Genomic DNA, 18,241 nt, shown 5'->3' on the forward strand with positions numbered 1-18,241 from the left:
GATGAAAAGAAGAAACTTCCTAAAAATGTTGGGGATAAGCACAATAACAACCACTATTCCTCGATTAACATTTGGTCAGAGTAATGATCTAGACCAATACTTTATTTACATCAACGCAAATGGGGGCTGGGATGTGACGTACTTCTGTGACCCCAAAGTTAATGAAGTGGGTAAGCCTGTAATAACAAATTGGTCAAAAGAGGCATCCCCAGGTAAAACTGGGGAAATAAGCTATGCTCCTGTTGCCAATAACAAATATTTTTTCGAAAAGCATCGTGATAAAACCTTGGTGATAAATGGCGTAAATATGAACACTGTGAATCACACGTCAGGGGCGATATATTCGACATCTGGAAAAATTGCTCGAACGCACCCGACATTATCAGCTCTGAACTCTAGCAATGCGAGCTCAGAGTTAGCGATTCCATTTATGACGTCGTTGGCGTATAAAAATACTAAAGGTCTTGTATCGGGATTTAATTTATCAGGTAGCTCTGATGATCAAATATCTCGGGCGGCTTACCCTTATCACCAAGGGGGAAATTTAACACGGCAAGTGTACATGGATAGTGAGGAGGCGCTGCTTGAAAGCGCCCACTCATCGGCGATTGACCGATTGTTAGAGCGTAGTTCCTTACTCGAAGGAGATAGCGAAAGAGTCCGCCAATACAATAAAACAAAACAACAGAGTCAGTCGTTGCATAATTTGGCTGAGTACCATAAGACGCTAATCGAAAATGCACCAGATGGAATTAACGAAACGTTTGTTTTTATGATGGCTGGACTGTGCTCAGGCTATACATCAAGTGCCGATATCGGTAGCGGTGGATTTGACAGCCATGCAGATAATGATGCAAGGCAAATAGACAGTCTAGAGGCGTTAACAAGGCAAATTGATTATGTATGGGATGTCGCTGAAGCTGGGGGGATTGCCGATCGTCTTACGGTTTTAGTCGGGTCCGACTTTTCCAGAACACCAAGTTACAATAAGGGGGCAGGTAAAGATCATTGGCCTGTCGGTAGTTTCTTAGTGATGAATCAAAACGCTGGGTTCGGCAATAAAGTGATAGGGTCGACGACAAGTGGCCATTACGCGCATAAAATAGACATGAGTACGTTGGAAGTAGATGAGAGCAATGGTGAGTACCTTACACCAGAGCATGTTCATTACTTAGTGCGAGAACACTTGGGGTTAAATCAGACGGAACAAGGTATTAAGTATGCTCTTGGGGTGGTTAACCCTATTAATATTTAAAGGCTATTCCTATGATTTAGGCCACTACCAATAGGTAGTGGCCTTTTTATATGTGCCCATTTTATAAGTTATTAGCGATGAGAGAGTGGGCTTCGTTCTTCAAGCTCCTCTAGATCTAAATTAGGCAGATATGGTTTTTGGGTGTAATGATGTTGCAAGTAATTCATAGAAATCATGCTTATTCATGGCTTTTCCAATTGCGTCTCCTTGGAAAGAGTCGCATTTTATACTCTTGATAAAACACAGTTGCTCTGGTGTATCTATTCCTTGAATTGTGATTTTTAGCCCTAAAATGTTAGATATATCGATGAGTGCTTTGATCAAAAGTTGTTCGGATTGATCTTTTGTTTCATTAGCCGTATATGACGATTTTAGTTTTAATGTCGTGAATGGGTAGTTCTTCAAAAAGCTCAATGACGAGTAGCCTGATCCAAAATTATCTAATAATAAGTTAACGCCTCTTTCAGAGAGGTCGTCAAACAAAGTAGCAATATTAGGTATGGAGTAAAAAGGGATAGTTTCTGATACCTCTAACGTTACCATGTTATTTTTTAACCCTGAATCAACTAGCGCGTGAGAGAGGTAATCGAGTAGCATATCGGGTTTTTTTAGCGGTAAGCAGGAAGTGTTGATGTGTAGCTTTATTGATGAACATGATTGCCACGTCTTTGCTGCATTACAGGACTCGGTGAACACAAAGTTACTTATTTGGTGGATAAGACCACATTTTTCAGCAATAGGGAGGAATACCTCTGGTTCCACCGCGCCTAAAATCGCGTCCTCCCAAATAATATGGGCTTCGGCTGCGCAGATGGTGTTAGATTCTTGATTGACAATAGGTTGGTAATAGACGTCTAACGATTCGTTTTTAACCGCAAGTCTTAGTCGGTTCTCAATGTGAAAATTTTGGTTGACTTCAATGCTTACAGAATCGCGATAGTAATCAATACTATTCCTTCCATCCTTTTTTGCATTGTACATGGCCATATCAGATTTACTCAATAACTGCTGGGCACTGCTGCCATCGTCGGGATAAAGGGCAACACCTATACTTGCCGTTACTGAGATAGTTTCATTATCAATGGTGATTTGTTGTCCAAAAAGTGCCAGCAAATCTTCGGCAATAGTCGCCACTGCTTGCTTAGATTCGATGTCTGACGCGATCAAAACAAATTCGTCTCCCCCGAACCGCGCTAAGAAGTGGTTGTCTTTTTTTGCTGCGCATAATTGGCAGGCCATAGACTGAAGAATTTGATCCCCAAATAGGTGGCCACGAGTGTCATTAATGGATTTGAAATTATCTAAATCGATGAAAATGACCGCCAATTTCGACTCGTTTTGGCTAGCAAGGTCTAATCGCTCTTCTAGTTCATTATTCACATAAAATCGATTAGGTAGATTAGTGAGTGAATCATGCGTTGCCTGATACTCAAGCTGCATCTCCGATTCAACTCGTCGAGACACTTCTTTAATGAGGTCTTCATTTTTTTTGTTCAATAGACGTTCTTGTTTTTGGCTTTCTCTCACTCTAGTCTCGAGGATGGTGCTGATATTGCTCGCAAACAGGATATAGAAAATACCCATAATGATAGGGATAGAGATGATCGAAAACCCTGAAATAAACCAATAGGAGGTGAATATTTCGCTTTTATTGATTGGTTCACTCCAAGCGCTTAAGTTGAATGGGGTATCGGTTATGCTATGAGTTAAATACGAACTTTTAGCGGTGTATTTGAAATCAGAGTAAGTATCAACTAAATGGATGATACCGGTTGCGTGGGTTAGTTCGTAGCGGGTTTTACTTGTGTAATCGATTCGGTTTGTTAAAGCGTCTTTTAGTGTTTCTTGATTAATAAACACGACAATACGGCCAAATGGTTTCTCTGCGAAGTAAACATTTTTAATTAGTGCAATTTCAGTTACGCCCTCCACAACGATAGCTTTTAAAATGGTTGAAGTAGAATCATCGAGAGCTTGCATGATGGGCTGTTCATCGAATGGGATTTCCGTGGTGTCAGCGATAAATGTACCATCAAAACTAATAAAGCTGAGGCGAGAATAAACAAGTTTATTATTGATTCTTTGTTTTTGTTGTTCATCTAATAGGAATTGATTTAGACGAAAAATCGTCGCGCTGAGTCCATACCTTAAGGACATGCCTGAGGCTGTGTTAGAGACTAGAGTGGTGACCTCTTCACTTGTCGCGAGATTTTCTATGTCATATTTAGCGTATCGAAATAGGTTTTCTAGCAGCAGTGAGCTACTTGAAAGCTCCATATCAAGCTCTCGTTGCTGTGAGTTATTGAGTTCACTTTGGATAAAAAACAGAATCCCAATAACGGATGTCAAGTATGTGGTAAGTAGCATTAGCGCTAATGTAAGCAATCGCTTACCAGACATAGTAGTGGTAATTAGTTTCATGCTAGGGGCTGCTATAACTTGTGAAGTAATCGCCATAGTAGATATGTACCGAAGGATAGTAATGGTTAACAAGCTTTAGTAACTCGCCATTGCTTTTAATGTGGGAAAGATAACGGTTAAATGCTTGCCTTAAGCGATGAGAGTTCTTGTTAAAGCCGAAGGCCATTTTTTGCGTGTCAGATATTGGACCTAACACTTTTATTTGACCAGGCCATTTTTCTAATGCGATTAGGGCGTCGGCTACATCAATCAATGTCGTGTCGGATTCTTCATTCAATAATGCGGGAATCATTTGATTCAACGTTAGGTGAGATTCAGCAATTTTGACCTTAGCCCCAACCGATTCAAGATTATATAGGGCTGGGTCCAAGCATGAATTCTCTAGAGTGAGTACAGACTGATTATTGAGAAGTGCCTTTACTGAGTTAATGTCAGTACTAATATTTTGTGTGGGGGTAATTGGATTGAGTGCAGAGTCAGTACGGCTAACCACCCACACAGCACTTGGGAAGTAGTCGTTAGAGTACTCAATAACGGCTTGGCGATGGGATAGTATGGTGAATCCATTGCCAATAATGTCACCTTTTGGGGCGGAAGTTTTTGTACCATTTAGTTGGGGAATAACGTTGTCCCAGCGAGCAGGAATATAGCGATACTCAACACCTAAATGCTGAGCGAAGCCTTTTAGTATGTCGACATCTAAACCTGAAACGATGAGTTGTCCATTGATAGTGATGTGTTTTACGAAATTGGCGTATTGGACGCCAATGTGTCTAAGTTCACCACGTTGTAAAACGTTGGTAAGATCATTAGCAGTAGCAATTGAACTTACTGTAAATAGCATTAATAGACGAGAAAACCGAATAGTATATGACACTAACATTCGCTTAGCCTCCTAGCTAAGTTGTGTATAGGACGAAAGGGTTGCGCAAACCATTTGGTTGACGTCCGACTTCAGAGTAGAGCCTATCATCCTTCTATTCATATAGGTGCTACTTGGGCTTAGTACGAACCGTTGTTTTATACCAAACCAATAGTTGTTGTTTGGTTTTATATGCGGGTGATTGGATGCTTCTATCGAAACAAAGGACTCATCGGATACCGTAGAAAGCATGCCCAGTGCAGCAAGGATAGAACTAGATTTTAAAAATTGTCGTTTTGAGTATCTATTTACGGTTATATTCTTCATTGTAAGCTCCTTGTTACAATGGATATAAAACGACAATATCAGTGAGATGTAAATAATAAAAAGTAAATCTTATATATCTGAAGGTTAAGATAAGATTACTTTATGTATGGTAAGGGTAAATAGGAGTTCCTCTATTTACCCTTGGCTTGAAGTTATAGTCTGTCGATATTCGATATTTTGTGTTGTAACCAACTTAAGGACGGAGATTTGTCCAACGTCTTTTTTAACAATGTTGAGGTTCGGCAATAAGATTTATTAAGCTTGTCAAAAGCAAGTGGTATTTTTGTCAAGTGTTGGGAATCGATGTCATTGGAAACAATAAAGTCTGGTAAGCAAGCTAACCCTACACCATTTTTACACAAAGAAAGTGCAGTAAGAGTATCTTGAACTTCCCAAACTTGGAACGCATCACACACATCTCGATTAATTATGCTATTTATACCGTCAACAGCCAATATTCTCATATTACAGAATTCTTCATAAGTAAGCATGTTCGATAAGTTTTGGTCGTAATAACGAGGAGAGGCAACCCAGCTAAAGTTGACATAATAACCCGATACACAGTTTAGCTTTGTTCGGTCAGAAGCTTCAAATAGCCCAATAGCCATATCTAATTCTTCGCTTTCCATCTGTTGGTGCAATATTCGACTTGACTGCTGCACCAATTTTACACGAATTGTTGGGAACAGCTTCGAGAAGTCATTGAGTATATCGATAACTTCGGGAGTGCAAACCAACGGGTCAATGCCAACAGAAAAATTGGTTGGATTTACGCTGAAAATATTTCGTGATTGCTCAACAAAGCTATTGTACTGGGACACCATCATCCTGGCCCCTTTTAGTAAACACTTTCCTTTTTCAGTTAAGACTGGATATCGTCGACTCCGGTCAAATAATGAGTATCCTAAGTCAGCTTCTAGGTTTTGTATAGATAGGCTAATAGCAGCCTGAGTTTTATTGAGCTTTCTTCCCGCAGCACTAAACGAGCCATTTTCAGCTGCTGCAATAAATGAATGAATATTATCAATTTGAATTTTCATTGGCTAACTTCACTTGTTTATAGAATATAATTGTAATTATTTTGGTTTTTGTATGTTGCAACTTGCTCTTATACCACTTACTTATGCTACCTATGTCACACTCCGTAGTGAAACCTGCTAATTAACGTGTATTCATAAGCTACATAATGCAATAACAAATATAATAATCAACTGAAAGTATTTCTTGTATTTACTATAAAACTAACTTGCACTCTAGTGGTGTCGTGATAGTTGCTAACTTAACCGCATGTTTATAAAGGAGTTGTTGTAGGTTTTTGATGTTAACTATAATTTACACTTGTGTATGTCAATATAATGGCGCTCGTGTTGTTGTAGTTAACGAACCTATATTTTTTTAATATGTTAGTTTTTTATACTGCCTATGGTCAGCTACTTGGTGTGTATGGCTGCATTTATTGTGCTTCAAGTTGATTATATGTTTTTTTTATAATTAATGTTTATTTGTGAGCGATAGTGACAATAACAGTAATTATAAAACAACCTTATATATGCTGCGTGTATTGGTTGGGGTGGTGCTATTCACCTAGTAATATATAGAGGTACAAGTTGATTTTGTTACGCTCAAAAAGATGATTTTCTTTGGCCTAGTTGTGTTTTTTACTGAGGAATAAATGAGATTAATGGATTTGCTTTGATGTATTTAAACTATAAGTAAGTTTGTTGGGTTGTATTTTTACATCTTGTCAGCTTAGTGTCAAAGTTATGTCACCTTCAAGATGAGGAAGGGATTTATACAGGAGTTAGTAATGTTATTTAAGTTGTGTACCAATCTAAAAGAATTGAAAAATAATGAGCAAGGCGTAACGGCCGTTGAATATGGTCTTATTGCTGTAGCGATGGCTGCAATGTTAACTGTAGCGTTTGCCAATACGGACGGTTCGCTTGTTTATGAGCTACAAGCGGCATTTGAAGCGATAGGCAGTTCGCTAGACACGTTTACTGGTAACGTAAACTAATTTTATTAGGTCCACTTTCTAGTCACGGTTAGTCTGTGGGCCCTATCTACTATGTTCGTATATTGTCTATTATGTGTTTTAGCTTGCGTTGTTAGCTTTAAGGATATAACTACGCGACTAATTTCTAACAAGCTCTGCGTTTTAGTATTACTAGTCAATGGGCTGTTTTTAATCATTTATAGCCAACAATGGCAAGGGATTATCATTGCAGCACTTGTTTTACTCATTGGAAGCTATGTATTACGGCTATCTCTGATAGGAGGGGGGGACGTAAAGCTAATCGCGTCATTTTGTATTTCATTGAATGGATTGGATTTCATTAAGGCTATTTATCTATCAATCCTTATTGGTGGGGCTCTTTCATTATACTATCTTGGAAAAAGAATAATTTGTAAGTGTGATAATGGAGTTCCTTATGGTGTGGCAATCAGTATCGGTTTCTGCATTATAATTGCAACATATTTAAAGTGAAGAACTACATGGGAAGTAATAAGTTAGTTACTTTTTTGATGATTATATCGCTGTGCACAGCGATCATCGGAATCGTGAGTCAAAAAGAAGAGTCGCCTATTGAAGTGGCAGCGAAAAGCACAGAGTTTGTAGAATTTGTTGAATGGATTTCAAAAAACGAAATGGCGAGAGGCCACACGATTAACAAAGACCTTTTAATTAAAAGAGTGACTGTCGTTGAAAAGGCAGAGCCGTATTTTGAGAATGAATTGGATATCCCTGTGGGCAGCGTGCTGAGAAGAGAGGTTTCATCTGGTGAAGTGATTGGGGAGGAGGATATTATTTCTCCGGAAGACCCGCGTTATTTGAAGTATGTGCAGAGAGAAGGGTATGTGTTCTATCCATTGAATGTATCAAATGAAAATTTAATTAAAGGTTATGTGTCGACAGGAGATTTTGTAGATGTTCTCGCGATCAGTTCGACGAAATCAAACACATCTGATGACCGATATCGTTATCAATCGGATGAGTTTAATCAATTAAGAGCCACAACGCTGTTACACAACGTTCGAATCGTGTCGTTGAACGAAGAGCTTGAGAAATTGAAAAGCGAAAATACGAAATCAAACTCAGTCATGCAGGTAGTGCTGGAAGTGTCAGAACAAGACGTCACACGAATAATGCTCGCCAAACGTACACTGCATATTGAACTAATGCCAGCGAGTGAACAAGTGCACTACCCACCTTCTAGTATGGAATCGGTGATAGCGAACTATGAGGATGTAACCGAGTTAAGAGGAAGCCATAGCTTGCAAACCATGGGGGGGCTGTAAATGAGAACAACGATATTTTATTACATAGCATTATGTATTAGCTGCCTGTTTGTTGTGAGCGGTGCAACAGCACGAGACATGGCTTTGAATGATGCGATTACACTGGAACTCAAAAGAGATATTGAAACTGTATTTGTTAGCGATCCAGACATTATCGATTTTAAAGTCATCAATAAACGGAAATTAGTTATTTTTTCCAATGAGATTGGCAGTGCAAAGTTAATCGTTTTTGGTAACGAGAACGTCACGTTACTTCAAGAATATATTAACGTTGATTTGGATTTAAGACGGTTGCGTCGCGAGTTAAAACTTTACTTTCCAAAGCTTGATATTTCAGTGGAATCTATAGGGGAGAAAATTGCGGTTCGAGGTTTCGCCGATAGCCAAAATCAAACCGAAGAAATCTACAAAATGGTAGCAACTTTTGCAGGAAAAAAACGGATTCCTCGTTATGTGAAAGTCGACAAAATTAAGATCAAGCGACCATCAGGCGACGATAGTGAAGAGCCTAATTGGGTCGCAGCCAGCCGAAATTATATGTGGGAGGACCTAATTGAAGCCATGACAGTTCGTTCTACAAAGCAGGTTAATGTAAAAGTATCGTTGGCTCAGGTTACTCAAGAGTTTAATGAAACGATTGGTGTTGATTGGTCGACAGTAGGACAAACAGCGGGATCGTTCAATTTCTTGCAATTTAAAGCGGATGATTTAACGACGCTTATTAGCGCGATTGGCAATGACAATTTAGCAGAAATATTAGCTGAACCAAACCTTACAGTTCTATCTGGCGAGTCAGCTCAATTCTTGGTGGGTGGAGAAGTACCAGTTGTCGTTACCAATAATAACTCAACGAATATTACATTTAAAAATTTCGGTGTGGGAATGGAGCTGTCGGCATTGGTTCTTGATGATGACAATATCAAGCTACAAATTGCACCTGAAGTAAGTGCAGTAGAACGGTATGTGCAAGCGGCGGGTATAGAAGTCCCTCAATTTTCTACACGACGTGCTTTTACCACAATTCAGTTAGGAGATGGAGAAAGCTTTATGCTTGGGGGGTTGATGAGCAGTGAAGAAATTGAAGAGATGTCAAAGTTACCGATCCTGGGTGATATCCCTTATCTTGGTGCAGCGTTTCGAAAAGCGGGGACGACGAGAAAGAAAACAGAATTGGTTATTATTGCAACTGTAAACTTAGTGGAAAGCCAAGAAGAGTCCAGTTTCTCATACCCTAAAATAGAATCGACCTCAATATATAGTCGACTATTTGCTCTGAAGCCCGATGAAAGTGATGATATTTCTGAAATAGAAAGAAGACAGAAATATAAACAGATTAGTTATGAGTTGATGGCGAAGGGAGGCTTTATTCAATGAGGATTATGGCGTTCATTATGGCATTCAGTTGGTTGCTCGTTGGCTGTAAATCGACACCATGGGATGGTCAAGGTGTTGAGACCGTAGAGTTAGTCGTTTTACATAAATTTGAGTTTAAGAGTTTAGATAAACAACAAGAAGATATACTCATTAAAAAACTATCCGTGATAGACCTCAATGAGAATGTTCTATCTATAAATGTAAACTCAACAAATAGCTTAAGCAAACAGAAGATCGAAGCGGTCATCTATAACGTACTTGGTAATAAGCGAGAGATTATAGAAAGCACCAGCAATAATGATAGAAATACCATTACTATTGAGTCGGTAAGTCGAGATCATAAACGATGCCAACCGATGAAAATAACACGTAATGACAAATATTTGGATTGCTATACAGAGTCGAATCGCTTGACACAGAAAGTGAATTAGTAGGTGACGAAATTGTTTGAACAAAAGACAGATAAACTAAATAACCTATCTTTCCCTGGGTTAGAGTCTCTCGCTCCTACCTGTACTTTTTATGGTAAGACTAAAGAGTGTAAAAATTTAATTGAAGAGGTGTTTAGCTTTGAGGGGTGGTCGATTCCTAATATCGTGTCATCGGCGAAAGAACTAAAACAGTCAAACGCTTCTACCTTATCGGATCTTGTCATCATTGAAATGGAAGATGGAGAGGGAATACTCGCTGAGTCGGCTGATTTGTCGAGTTCACTTTCAACAAAACAAAGTGTTATTGTTATTGGTAAGGAAGACTCGATTAATACAATGCGAGGGCTAAAGAAACTTGGCTTCTATTATGTTCTTTGGCCTATTAATAAAGTTGAAATGATCGACTTCATCAAGCATGTTACAAGTAATCATGTGAGCTCTGCTGGCGTGAATCAATTTAGGCGAGCAAAACGAATTGCAATGATTGGCAGTAAAGGTGGTGTAGGAAACTCACTAGTATGTTGTGAACTAGCCAATGTAATTGCAAATTACGGAGCGGAGACAATACTTGTTGATCACTCATATGAAGAATCTAACTTAGATATAATTTTAAACACAAGTTTTAATAACAGGCTTGACGTGGATACGTTAAAGCAGCAACTTGCCGACTTAGACGAGGAAGGTGCATCAGGATTTTTATCTCAAGTAAAAGATAACCTAAATATTTTTTCTGTGACCGGTGGAGATAAAGCAGAGAATACGTTTGGCTATGTTCAATCAGCATTAGACTTATTGGGTAAAAAAGCAAACTTTATAATTGAAGACTATTCTTCTTCAATCAATTTCTTTCCTGATATAGATAATGTTCTGTATAGAAATGACATTGTGGTTATTGTAGCAGAACCATCTATTTCATCGGTGAGAGTTGCAAAAAAGTTCATTAAGGAAATTCAGTCTAGAGTTGAGTCGGGACTGCAGGAAAAGCGTTTGATCGTCTTCTTAAATGCACACCGTCCTCCTGACTCATTTAATCTTTCTATTAGTGAAGTAGAGGATTTTTTAGAAACCCCACTTGGTGGCGTACTGGAATACAATAAAAACTTTTCTAAATTGCTGATTCAAGGAAAAAGAGTATCGGAAGTATTACCAAAGCGAAATAACCCATTTGTTACATTGGCTGACACAATTATTGGCAAAAAACACACCATCAAAACGTCACTAATTCGCAGAATTATGAGGACAGTATCATGATGACCAATAAAGAGTTATATGTTTGGGTTAGAGGTAATATTTTTGAAGCACTTGATGTCGCTAAGCTTTCACTACTTGATAAGTCAGATTTGAAGAGCCAAGTCCAGAATGCTATCGATGTATTAGTGAGTAAACATTATCGTCCATTGTCAGGCGCAACAAAAACCATGTTAGTGAATAACCTTATGGATGAAATCACGGGGTTAGGACCAATTCAGCCGCTGTTGGAAGATGACACGGTTACAGACATCATGGTTAATGGCGCAAGCCAGGTCTATTTTGAACGATTTGGTAAAATCAGTTCGTCGGAAATTACCTTTGTCGATGAAGCGCAAGTGTTTGATATTGCGCAACGAATTGCTTCTAGCGTTGGTAGACGAGTCGATGAATCGCATCCGATGGTTGATGCACGGTTGGAAGATGGAAGCCGTGTAAACATTGTGACTAAGCCACTCGCGATTGATGGAACAACCATATCGATACGAAAATTTCGTAAGCAGCATATCGACTTTGAAGAACTCGTTCGTCTTGGCACAATGAATTCACCCATGGCCACGGTACTTAGAATTGCCGCTCATAGTCGTCTCAATATATTGATATCTGGGGGCACAGGATCCGGTAAGACAACGTTGTTGAACGCATTATCCAACTCAATTTCAGAAGCCGAGAGGATTGTTACAATTGAAGATGCAGCAGAGCTAAAGCTTCAACAGCCTCATGTGGTCAGGTTAGAGACAAGGAAAGCGAGTATAGAGAAAGAAGGGGAGATTACACAAAGAGAGTTGGTGATTAACTCATTACGTATGAGGCCAGACCGAATTATCTTAGGTGAGTGCCGCGGTAGTGAAGCATTTGAAATGCTACAAGCAATGAATACTGGTCACGATGGTTCGATGTCCACCTTACATGCTAACAACCCAAGAGATGCCATATCTAGAGTGGAGTCTATGGTTATGATGGCGAATCTCAACCAACCGCTACATGCCATAAGACGGACGATCGTGAGTGCAGTAAATCTAATTGTACAAGTATCTAGAATGAGGGATGGCACTCGAAAGGTGACTCATATTAGCGAAGTTGTGGGTTTAGAGGGTGACAGTGTTGTCCTTGAAGATTTATATACTTTTGAGTTAAACCAAACTCAGGATATGGAGAAAGTGGCGGGCAAGTTCGTCACTGAAGGGCTGATGCAGCGCTCAGTCCTAAATCAGAAGGCGAACTATTTTGGTTTGCAAACTGAACTGGCCTTTGCGTTTAGGACATAATTATGCTCTATATTATCTCAATTGTTATTATGCTGTTTGCCTGTTGGATACATATAAAATCTAACAGAGAAGCAAAAGTGGAAATGTTGTTAAGAAATTTTTCTGAGCAGGAAAAGGTAGCGAGTGCAATAGATGAAAAAAAACTTGATCTTAACAGCAGTATAGTTGCACGGTTTAAAGATTATAATAAATTGGTTATTCGTTCATTAGGTTCTAGAGCGGGAACGAAGTTTATAATAGCTCTATTACTAATGATGATTGCTAATTACGCATTTTTCATTGTCGTACTTAAGATTGAGTTAATATTCATTCCGATAATGTCCACGTTACTATCAATGTTCATGATTATATCGTATTTAGTCAAAAGGAATAAAATAAAGTTTTCAGAAGACTTTCCTGATGCATTAAATATAATGATGAGTGCGTTGACTGCAGGTGAAAGTATCATGCATGCAATGGCTTATGTAGGGAAGACGTTAGATAATAATATCGGGAGTCTCTTTACTGAAATGAGCGACCGATTAAAGGTAGGGGAGTCTTCGGATAAAGTGTTCGCAAGGGCACTTAAAGAGTATAGCTATCCTGAATTCCATTTCTTCATTATCACGCTGAGAGCCAATATGTCACGAGGCGGACAGTTGAAATCCGTTATGGCAAGATTGATTCGAGTTCTCGTTGACGCGAGAACAATAGAGAGGAAGTCTAACGCTTTGACATCTGAAGCTAGATTTTCAGCCAAGATTGTCGCCTTATTACCAATGGCATTCTTGGTTATACTTTATTATGTCAGTCCGGAAAATCTAGAGTTTATATTTTATGACCCAGAAGGGAAGACGGTGTTGTATTATGTACTAATTAGTGAGTTGATTGGGTTTTCAATTATTCATTATTTAATAAGGTCAGTGAGATGACAATTAGTTTATTAATGAGTGTTTTTTCAATTGTAGTTCTTGTTTTTCTGTGTGGTTCTATATTTATACAGGAAGCTAAGCGAAAGAAATTGATTCGACTTACTTTAGGTGTCAATAATAAAAAGTCCGTTGTACAGTGGGTTAAAGATGAATTTTTATCGCAGAGTGGAGAGAAAGAAAAAGAACTGGAGTCCACATTTGTTGAAGCCGGGTTTTATAATTTAAGGTACGTAAAATATTACTATGTTTTAAAAGTTACAGCACTTGTATTAGCACTGTGTTTGATGTTTTTATTTATAGACGTGACCTGGACGAATTTTATCGTGTCTGTTACTTGTATGGTGGTCGCAGTTATTGTCATTCCTGACTTATATTTAAAGTTGAGAAAGAAGCGCTTGTCGATGAAAGTATCACGCAAATTGCCATATATGATTGATATGATGTCAGTATGTATGCAAACAGGTATGACAATAGAGGCCTCTTTAAAATACCTTGGTGAGGAATTGAATCTTTTTGACAAGGATCTTAGCTTTCATTTAAAAAAAACGACAGATGAGGCAAGGTTATGGGGGCTTGAACGGGCGCTTACCAATCTTGTTGAAAGGTTGCCAGTGCCAGAAGTTAGAAGCTTCAGCTTGGCATTAATTCAAAATTTGCAATATGGGACCTCAATTTCTCCTATCTTAGAAGACTTATCTGAAGATATGCGAAAACAACACCTTTTAAATTTAGAAGAAAAAATAGGAAAGCTATCTGCAAAAATGAGTGTGCCACTTATTTTGTTTATACTTTTCCCAATCGTAATTATTATATTGGCACCGCCAGTAATGAAGTTAACGATAGACCTTGGGTGATCTATGAAACGAGTATTAATAACATTCGCGATTTTGATATTGTCTGGATGTGTAACTTCAACAAGTAGGGAGCAAAATGATACTACGACCCAGTTGGAGCAAAACTATAAAATAGCAAATAACCACTTGGCTCTTATAGATTTATATAAGGAACAGCTTACGCTTGATGTTAATAATGCCAGTATACTGTATAAACTTGCGAATAGTTACTACACGATTGGGGATAATTATTCCGCTAAGTTTTATCTGTCTAAGATTGAAGGAGAAAGAACCACGCAATCTGATGTGCTACTTCTTTCGGCTCAAATTGATGTTAAAGAGACGAGGTACAATGAAGCACTAGATAAATTGGAGTCTATTTCCGCTTCGGGACAGCAGAATAAGCAGGTATATATGCTTTATGGGATCATTTACTCACACTTAGAAGAGTATAGGCTGGCGGTGGAGCATTTTAACGAATCTAGACTGTACGGTGGAAATGATGAAGAGGTGAAAAATAACATTTCTGTCGTCTATATTTCCCAAGGTAATTATAGTAAGGCAACTGATATGCTAGTTGATTTGCTTAAGTTTAATCCTGACAATGAAAAAGCAAAGTTCAATCTTGCGATTGTGAAAATAAAAGAGCGAAAGTTTGGTGATGCGGCGAGAATACTTGGAGATGACTTTAGTGAGAACGACATCAGTATAATATTTAACTATTCGGAGTAGACAATGATGAAGATACATAAGCATCGTGGCGTATTTGTGGTTGAATTTGGTATTGGCTGTTTTATTCTATTTTTCTCTATGTTGATGCTGTTCGAGTTATCTAGATATATCATGCTTAACACCTACGTAGACATTGCTGTGGCTGAAGCGTCGAGAGATATGCGCACCTATGAACAAACAGATATGAGAGAAAGCTATCAGGAGCGTATCGCTAGGCTCATCAACGAAAATTATTGGTCCATGCCATTCGATGAAGATGATTTAACCGTTACTCAGGTAGGGTATGCAGATTATCGAAGTCTAATTGATAGTAATGGTATTGTTAATGAATGTAATGGATGCATATTTAAAGAAGTGACTATTGAATATGCATACGACCCTATTTTTGTTATTGGTGATTATTTTGGTCGTCGTATCTCTCGAACGGTAATTGTAACGATGGAGCATGTAGGATGGTAAGTCAATTCTCACCCCAAAAGTTAAATAGAAATAAAGGCTCATTCACTATAGAGCTTGCTTTTGTTTTAATAGCAATTCTTATTGTGGTGCTTTTTACTGCGAGTTTGGCCAACATAATTTTTAAGCAATCATTGTTAGATAGGACTAGCTATTCACTCGTTAATATCATTAACGATCGTACTCGTTTTTACAATGTAAATGGTTCAACTCGTTACGACATTAATACTGCGGACGCAGAAGATATTTATAAGTTGGCCCATCGTCTGATATTTTCACACTCTGGGGCAACTAATTCTAGTGATCTTCACTTAAGTCTTGAGTCATTGAATGATGGTAAGCATCAATCAGTATCCATTGGTAGTGGTGACGGATGTTCTGGTGTCCCTGCTCTTATTTATCAATCACACCTAATACCTATTGACAACGATGGTAATAAGCATCCGATCTATAAGGTGTCACTGTGTTATTCCACGCAAGTTTGGTTTTCAGGCTTTGGCAGTTGGTCAAACAAATTTTCGTGGCTCACTTCCGAGTCGGTGATCGTGGGGAGGTAAGATGAATACGATTAAATTTCAAGGTGGCGCAGCAACGATTATTTTGGCTTTTACCTTGGTAGGCTTGCTTGGTGCAAGTTTACTTGCACTTGAAGGTACGCGCTATTTGCAAACGAAGACTCGGCTTGGCGACGCAGCAGAAGCCGCTGTCCTTGGATTAGCAACCGCGAGAACAGAGAATACACTACAAGAAAGGCAGCTCGCTTCTGATTATCTTTCTTCATATTTGAAGGATGAGATACGCGTTAACGATCTTGAAATTGTAACGACTTCTTCTAGTGTGACGTTTAGTACTCTTGGACAAAGTGCGCCTGTGCTTACTTATAAAGTGAGAGCCAAGACCTTGCATAATTCTTGGTGGAGTGACGATGAACTGCTCACATTCGATGCACGTCAGTTAGTTGCAAATAGCGCAGTCGCAGAAACAGCGCTAACCAAAACATCAGAGACTATTGACAGCATTCCTGCTGATATTGTTCTTGTTACCGATATGTCTAATTCGATGAACTTCGGTGCGCCTCAGCGCCGAGTCACGGTATTAAAAGAGACATTGCATAGCATTGTTGACGAAATGCTATCTACTGATAATCAGTCCCTGAATCGAATTGGGCTAGTACCATTTAATATGCGAGTTTATGAGAGCCATTCAGGCTCCTATGGTTGCACAAGCAATTTAAGGTATAAATCGACGCTAGAGTTAGGTTTAAGCCCTAATGACTATGCCGACTATGAGGACGTTGATTGGAACTATTGGATGGGGCAATCCAAATATCTATTTTCTCAGTGTCTCATTGGGCGACGCGATTGCTCCAATAATATTGATCTCCAAAGGCAAGCAAGGACATTTGATTACGTATTGGGGCGATCAAAACAACCTACCTATAAAGATAGCTACCCCGATCCTCACGAGGTCGTTGATGTAACTAAGACCATCAATTCGATGTTCCAATACCCAGCGGATAGCTTGCTCTTCGATTCACTAAAAATGAGAAAAGGCAGTGGCTCAATTTACTATCCCGATATTTGCCGTTCAGCACATGCAAGGGATAAGTTTGGTAACTTAGGAGGGGTATTTAGAACTGTTCCTTTGACTAATAATCAAGCCAGCCTGACTGAGGAAATATCTAAGATGACCGCGATTGGTGGGACAGCGATGTATCAAGGATTGATCTCTGGAGCAAGACTGCTGGCCAATGCCCCAAGTACCGGCGCCCAACGAGCAAAGATAATGTTAATGATTAGTGATGGGCGAGATGAACCTTACAATACGATTATTCATTTAATTGAAAGCGGGATGTGCGAGGTTATCCGAGAAAAAATTCCCAATATTTACATGGGACTTATTGGTGTCCAATTCCGGTTGGTACAAGACCAATATGATGCCCTTAAGAAGTGTCTAGGAGAAGAAAATATTGTCACTAACGTTGGTCAAGACCAGGTTCTGGATCAAGTTAGGAAGATGATTTCAAAAGGCATCATAACAAGCGAAACAAGCTCAGGCGCAAAATTACACTATAGGTTTAAGTAGGTGAAAAATGAGGTTAACAAAGACGTTCGGTTATATTGGTGTGCTGTCGGTGACATTCTATGCCTCTTCATCCATAGCGAATGAGAAAGTGGTTTGTCATTCTGAGAGCGATGGAATATGGCATACCACAGCAATTAAACAGGTTGTGGTACAGAAGACAAAGTACAACCACCAGTTGGTCTCTAGAGCAGAGTTCACGAACGAAGAGGTAGAAGAATTGATAGCGTCGCTATCTGAAGACGGGGCGATAAGTCGCTTGTGTATTCAGCGTTATCAATTAAGTGAAGCACTGAAGATTGAACCAGTACAAGACAATCAGCTGTTAGGTTCAGTGTTCTTTGATTTTGATAGCGAAACCTTGTCGTCTGCTGAAAAGATAAGACTTAAAGAATTAGCGTCAACGTTGATTCGTTCAGATAGGTATGTATTGCTTGAAGGTAATACTGATAGTGTCGGCACGGATCATTACAACTTGTCGTTGGGCTTGAAACGCACTGAAACGGTCTCAAAACTATTGGCTAGTAGTGGGGTAACCAATAGCGTAAAACAGGTGAGTAAAGGGGAAAGTGAGCCAATTGCTGACAATACAGCAGTGGAATCTCGCGCGCTTAATCGTAGAGTGGATGTCTATGCCATTGATTAGGCTATGTTGATTTTTCACCACTGTAATCTACAACGTTATGGTGGCAGTTTAAGCCACCATAACGTCAATAAAAACCAGCTTACCGCTCTGTGCTA

18 protein-coding genes are annotated in these 18,241 nt (G+C 39.1%); 15 read left to right on the forward strand and 3 right to left on the reverse strand.

What is annotated here, in order from left to right; all coding sequences use genetic code 11:
• Nucleotide 1: 1 nt before the first annotated feature.
• Complete coding sequence (locus L4D05_RS02150) at nt 2-1,255, forward strand: DUF1501 domain-containing protein (RefSeq protein ID WP_428792889.1); 1,254 nt, start codon at nt 2-4, stop codon at nt 1,253-1,255.
• Between the two features lie 120 nt (nt 1,256-1,375).
• On the opposite strand, the gene L4D05_RS02155 is transcribed toward L4D05_RS02150, so the two are convergent.
• From L4D05_RS02155 to L4D05_RS02165, 3 genes are all read right to left on the reverse strand, one after another.
• A complete protein-coding gene (locus tag L4D05_RS02155; RefSeq protein ID WP_428792890.1) occupies nt 1,376-3,676 on the reverse strand; it encodes a putative bifunctional diguanylate cyclase/phosphodiesterase in 2,301 nt (766 codons plus the stop codon).
• Between the two features lies 1 nt (nt 3,677).
• Complete coding sequence (locus tag L4D05_RS02160; RefSeq protein ID WP_428792891.1) at nt 3,678-4,559, reverse strand: transporter substrate-binding domain-containing protein; 882 nt, start codon at nt 4,557-4,559, stop codon at nt 3,678-3,680.
• A 458-nt stretch (nt 4,560-5,017) separates the two neighbouring features.
• Complete coding sequence (locus L4D05_RS02165; RefSeq protein ID WP_428792892.1) at nt 5,018-5,905, reverse strand: LysR family transcriptional regulator; 888 nt, start codon at nt 5,903-5,905, stop codon at nt 5,018-5,020.
• 767 nt (nt 5,906-6,672) lie between these two features.
• Here L4D05_RS02165 and L4D05_RS02170 point away from each other — a divergent pair.
• From L4D05_RS02170 to L4D05_RS02235, 14 genes are all read left to right on the forward strand, one after another.
• The gene (locus L4D05_RS02170; protein ID WP_428792893.1) at nt 6,673-6,882 is read left to right on the forward strand and encodes a Flp family type IVb pilin; all 210 of its coding nucleotides are present in this window, start codon (nt 6,673-6,675) and stop codon (nt 6,880-6,882) included.
• A gap of 51 nt (nt 6,883-6,933) precedes the next feature.
• Nucleotides 6,934-7,353 carry an A24 family peptidase gene (locus L4D05_RS02175; RefSeq protein WP_428792894.1) on the forward strand — a complete coding sequence of 140 codons (420 nt, stop codon included), beginning with the start codon at nt 6,934-6,936 and terminating at the stop codon, nt 7,351-7,353.
• Between the two features lie 8 nt (nt 7,354-7,361).
• Nucleotides 7,362-8,165, forward strand: a complete 804-nt coding sequence (gene cpaB, locus L4D05_RS02180) for a Flp pilus assembly protein CpaB (protein WP_428792895.1) — start codon at nt 7,362-7,364, stop codon at nt 8,163-8,165.
• Between the two features lie 78 nt (nt 8,166-8,243).
• Complete coding sequence (locus tag L4D05_RS02185; protein WP_428793116.1) at nt 8,244-9,539, forward strand: type II and III secretion system protein family protein; 1,296 nt, start codon at nt 8,244-8,246, stop codon at nt 9,537-9,539.
• A 17-nt stretch (nt 9,540-9,556) separates the two neighbouring features.
• The gene (locus tag L4D05_RS02190; RefSeq protein WP_428792896.1) at nt 9,557-9,970 is read left to right on the forward strand and encodes a hypothetical protein; all 414 of its coding nucleotides are present in this window, start codon (nt 9,557-9,559) and stop codon (nt 9,968-9,970) included.
• A gap of 12 nt (nt 9,971-9,982) precedes the next feature.
• A complete protein-coding gene (locus L4D05_RS02195) occupies nt 9,983-11,221 on the forward strand; it encodes a nucleotide-binding protein (protein ID WP_428792897.1) in 1,239 nt (412 codons plus the stop codon).
• Nucleotides 11,218-12,486: a TadA family conjugal transfer-associated ATPase gene (locus tag L4D05_RS02200; RefSeq protein WP_428792898.1), complete on the forward strand. Its 1,269-nt coding sequence runs from the start codon at nt 11,218-11,220 to the stop codon at nt 12,484-12,486. The genes L4D05_RS02195 and L4D05_RS02200 overlap by 4 nt, the downstream gene beginning before the upstream one ends.
• A gap of 2 nt (nt 12,487-12,488) precedes the next feature.
• Nucleotides 12,489-13,397, forward strand: a complete 909-nt coding sequence (locus tag L4D05_RS02205; protein WP_428792899.1) for a type II secretion system F family protein — start codon at nt 12,489-12,491, stop codon at nt 13,395-13,397.
• Nucleotides 13,394-14,251, forward strand: coding sequence for a type II secretion system F family protein (locus L4D05_RS02210; protein ID WP_428792900.1), 858 nt, complete (start codon nt 13,394-13,396; stop codon nt 14,249-14,251). The genes L4D05_RS02205 and L4D05_RS02210 overlap by 4 nt, the downstream gene beginning before the upstream one ends.
• A gap of 3 nt (nt 14,252-14,254) precedes the next feature.
• Nucleotides 14,255-14,962, forward strand: a complete 708-nt coding sequence (locus tag L4D05_RS02215) for a tetratricopeptide repeat protein (RefSeq protein ID WP_428792901.1) — start codon at nt 14,255-14,257, stop codon at nt 14,960-14,962.
• A 3-nt stretch (nt 14,963-14,965) separates the two neighbouring features.
• Nucleotides 14,966-15,421: a TadE/TadG family type IV pilus assembly protein gene (locus tag L4D05_RS02220; protein WP_428792902.1), complete on the forward strand. Its 456-nt coding sequence runs from the start codon at nt 14,966-14,968 to the stop codon at nt 15,419-15,421.
• Nucleotides 15,415-15,975, forward strand: coding sequence for a tight adherence pilus pseudopilin TadF (gene tadF / locus L4D05_RS02225; RefSeq protein ID WP_428792903.1), 561 nt, complete (start codon nt 15,415-15,417; stop codon nt 15,973-15,975). The genes L4D05_RS02220 and tadF overlap by 7 nt, the downstream gene beginning before the upstream one ends.
• Nucleotide 15,976: 1 nt before the next feature.
• A complete protein-coding gene (locus L4D05_RS02230) occupies nt 15,977-17,503 on the forward strand; it encodes a vWA domain-containing protein (RefSeq protein ID WP_428792904.1) in 1,527 nt (508 codons plus the stop codon).
• Nucleotides 17,504-17,510: 7 nt separating this feature from the next.
• Nucleotides 17,511-18,146 carry an OmpA family protein gene (locus tag L4D05_RS02235; protein WP_428792905.1) on the forward strand — a complete coding sequence of 212 codons (636 nt, stop codon included), beginning with the start codon at nt 17,511-17,513 and terminating at the stop codon, nt 18,144-18,146.
• Nucleotides 18,147-18,241: the final 95 nt, after the last annotated feature.

This window comes from Vibrio nomapromontoriensis, assembly GCF_050337205.1.
Lineage (GTDB): Bacteria > Pseudomonadota > Gammaproteobacteria > Enterobacterales > Vibrionaceae > Vibrio > Vibrio nomapromontoriensis.